The sequence below is a fragment of the Kitasatospora sp. NPDC001539 genome, from assembly GCF_040298565.1.
GTDB lineage: Bacteria > Actinomycetota > Actinomycetes > Streptomycetales > Streptomycetaceae > Kitasatospora.
In genome coordinates, this window is sequence record NZ_JBEPAK010000405.1 from 1 (window position 1) to 3,784 (window position 3,784).

Annotated in this window: 2 protein-coding genes; one reads left to right on the top strand and one right to left on the bottom strand. The window is 70.0% G+C overall.

The window, feature by feature from the left end; all coding sequences use genetic code 11:
- Positions 1-135 precede the first annotated feature (135 nt).
- Positions 136-810: a cutinase family protein gene (locus ABT247_RS32475; RefSeq protein WP_350749998.1), complete on the bottom strand. Its 675-nt coding sequence runs from the start codon at positions 808-810 to the stop codon at positions 136-138.
- Positions 811-1,070: 260 nt separating this feature from the next.
- On the opposite strand from ABT247_RS32475, the gene ABT247_RS32480 reads away from it, so the two are divergent.
- Positions 1,071-3,638 (top strand): collagenase, encoded by a 2,568-nt coding sequence (locus tag ABT247_RS32480; protein ID WP_350750001.1) that lies wholly within the window; start codon positions 1,071-1,073, stop codon positions 3,636-3,638.
- Positions 3,639-3,784 lie beyond the last annotated feature (146 nt).

Consider the following 3,784-nt stretch of genomic DNA (forward strand, 5'->3'; position numbering starts at 1 on the left):
ACCCACCCCAGCCCCGGCACCCCCGCGGCGACAGTCCCACCGGGCCCCACAGGGGCACCCACCCGCCGCCCACCGGAGCGGCCGGTCGCCGGCGGGTCGTGAAGGAGGCCGGGCCCGCAGGGACCCGGCGCGCGGTCACCAGGACGCCGGGTACCAGGCGCCGTTGTACCACTGCTCGTTGGCGCTGTCGTTGTGGTGGTCCATGTTGAAGTCCTCGGGGTAGTTCCGGACGTGGTTGTTCGGGTAGGTCCAGATCCCGGCGGACTCGTCGCAGACGTAGTCCCAGTGACAGATCGTCTTGACGGGCACGTTGCCGAAGAACCGGTCGGCGCCGGCGAGCGGAGCGCCCACGATGCCGCCGAACGGCACGGAGCCGCCGTTGGCACCGGGCGGGCCCTGGCGCTTGGGGTCCGCGACGAGGATGGCGTTGACGTTGTCGAAGGTCTGCCAGTTCTCGGTCACCCAGGTGTGCACCACCCCGGCCCCCAGCGAGTAGCCGGCCATCTTGACGTGCTGCCAGGGGCAGGCGGCCCGCTGGTCGCGGACCAGCCGGTTCAGCTCGTTGACGCCCGCACGGGCGCTCGCGCCGTTGGGGATCTGGGTCGGGTACCCGACGTGCTGCTGGATGTTGCCGTAGAAGCCGTCGTTGTTCCAGGAGCTGCCGGTGCCCCCGACGACGATCGTGTAGGTGCCCTCGCACGGAGCGGTCACCCTGGTGGTGGCCGCCTGGGCGGTGGCCCCCTGCGCCGCGGTCAGTCCGACCGTCAGCAGCAGTCCGGCGGTGGCGGCCGCGATCCTTCGTCCTCGCATGTTGGTCCTCCCCACGCAGTCGGCCCGCGCGCCCGCTCTCGGTTGCGGTCCGCGGTCGGCCGAGGTCACCGGACGACCGTCGCACCGGTCGATGACATACCGATGAAGCCCGCCGTGGGGGCGCTGCGCACACCCTTGCTATGACATATAACCTGTGACATTGTTCTGACCCTGATTCCGGTGACAGGTCGCACGCCGATTCCCCCTCCCCCTCACGGCTGACGCCCCGTCGCCTCCCCCCTCAGGACAAGGACACCGCAGTGCGTCTGCGCCAATCCCTTCCGCTCCTGGTGGCCGCCGCCCTCGCCGGCTCCGCCGCCCTGCTCCCCACCCCCGCACTCGCCGCGTCAGCGGTGACCGTCGCGGCTCCGGCCACGGCGGGGCACTCCCCGGCCACGCCGGTCCAGGCAGCCTCCGCTCCCACGCCGTTCGGCGCCGAGATCGCCGCCCCCGCCTCCTCGGAGGAGATGGGCCGCCCCGCCGCGCCACTGCCGCCGGCCCTGCTCGGCCACGCGCTCCAGCCCGCAGGCACCGCCGTCCAGACCGCCCCCGACCAGGGCGCCGCACCGGCGGCCCCCCATTCCCTCGCCGCCCAGGCCCCCGCCGCCGCCAGCTGCACCCCCGCCGACTTCGGCTCCCGCAGCGGCGCCGACCTGGTCTCCTTCGTCCAGGGCTCGACCACCGACTGCGTCAAGACGCTGTACAACGTCACCGGGACCGACGCGGGCAGGATCTTCAAGCAGTCGCAGATGCTCACCGTGGCCAACGCCTTCCGCGCCCAGGCGGCGAACTACACCGGCGACAACACGACCAACGTGCTGCAGCTCGTGCTCTTCCTGCGGGCCGGCTACTACGTCCAGTCCAACAACGCGAGCGCCGTCGGCCCGTACGACGCCACGCTGACCTCGGCCGTCAAGGCCGGCCTCGACGCCTTCCTGGCGAGCCCGCACCGGACGGACGTCAGCGACGCCAACGGCTCCGTCCTCTCCGAGGTGCTGATCCTCACCGACAGCGCCGACCTCCAGGCCCAGTACCTGAACGTCTACAAGCAGGTGCTGAACAGCTACGACAACAGCTACAACGCGTTCCCGAAGATGGTCGGCGCCGTCAACGCCGTGCTGTGGGCTCCGCTGTGGCGGGCCAACTGGAACCCCGCCTACGTCAGCGCCGTCACCGCCGACCCGAGCGTCACCACCACGCTGGCGGCCTTCGCGCAGAACCACAAGGACCTGCTCACCACCGCGAACGCGTTCCTGGACGTCAACGCGGGCAACGACCTCGCCCGCACCGCCGGTGACGGCGGCAGCATCGAGGCCTTCGCCAAGCCGCTGGTCAAGCAGGTGCTGGACACCACCCCGATCTCCGGCGCCGTCGGCAAGCTGTACGTGTACACCGCGTACAACGCCAACCAGTACGACAAGGCGCAGTGCTCCTACTACGGCACCTGCGACCTGCCGGGCAAGCTCACCGCCGCCGTCCTGCCGGCCACCCTGGTCTGCGACAACCGCACCATCCGCGCCGAGGCCCTCTCACCGGCGGACCTGGCCACCGTCTGCGCGAGCCTGCGCGGCGAGGACGGCTTCTTCCACAAGCTCGTCCAGGACAACGGCCCCATCCCCGGCCAGTACGGCAAGACCCTCACCCTCGCCGTCTTCTCCAACCAGGACGACTACAAGACCTACTCCTGGGCGATCTACGGCAACTCCACCGACAACGGCGGCGAGACCATCATGGACGTCACCGACCCGGCGAACCAGCCCGTGTCGGTGATGTACCGGAAGTCGTGGAACGACGGCTTCCCCGCGAACGTGTGGAACCTCAACCACGAGTACACCCACTACCTCGACAACATCTACGACATGAAGGGCACCTTCACCACCGAGACCTCCGTCCCGGACATCTGGTGGATCGAGGGCGTCGCCGAGTACGAGTCCTACGCCTACCGCGGCACCACCGACACCCAGGCGATGACCGAGGCCGCCACCCACCGGTACAAGCTCAGCACCGTCTTCCAGAACACCTACGCCAACTCGGACACGGTGCGCACCTACCCGTGGGGCTACCTGGCCGTGCGGTACATGATCGAGAAGCACCCCGCCGACGTCCGCGCCATGCTCGGCCACTTCCGCACCGGCGACTACCAGGGCGGCTACGCCGTCTACAACGACCTCGGCACCTCCTACGACGCCGACTTCGACGCCTGGCTGAACACCTGCGCGGCCGGCGCCTGCTACGCCGACGGTCCCACCGCCCTGTTCGGCCAGTCCGTCGACGGCGCGACCGTCACCCTCACCGACAAGTCCGTCGAGAGCAACTCCCCGGCTTCGCTGTCCTCCTGGCACTGGACCTTCGGTGACGGCACCAGCTCCGACGAGCGGAACCCGGTCCACACCTACGCCGCCCCCGGCACCTACACCGTCGCGCTGACCGTCACCGACAGCGCCGGCAGGAGCGCCAGCACCCCGTCCTCGGTGACCGTCACCACCGGCGGCACGCTGCCGACCTGCACCGACCCGCGCACCGACGCGCTCGGCCAGAACTGCTCCCGCCCGAACCAGGCCCGCACCGCCGGCGCTCTCGACTACTTCTACGTCTACCTGCCGGCCGGCACCACCACCCTGAAGGTCTCCACCTCCGGCGGCACCGGAAACGCCTCGCTCTACTACAACCCTGACACCTGGGCCTCCCCCAGCGCGTACACCGCCTCCTCCACCAACCCCGGAACCGCCCAGATGCTCACCGTCACCAACACCACCGCCGGCTACCGGTACATCAGCCTGTACGCCAACACCGACTTCAGCGGAGTGACCGTCAGCACGCGTTACTGACAGCACTTCTCGGAAGTCCCTCCCGGAAGTTCCGAACGAGCGGCGCGACCACATCACCACGCCCCTCCCCACCCGCGGTTAGGGCCCGGCCCCGGGGACCCGGAACGCCGAAGGGTACAGCACACGACTGTAAACCAGACACCCCA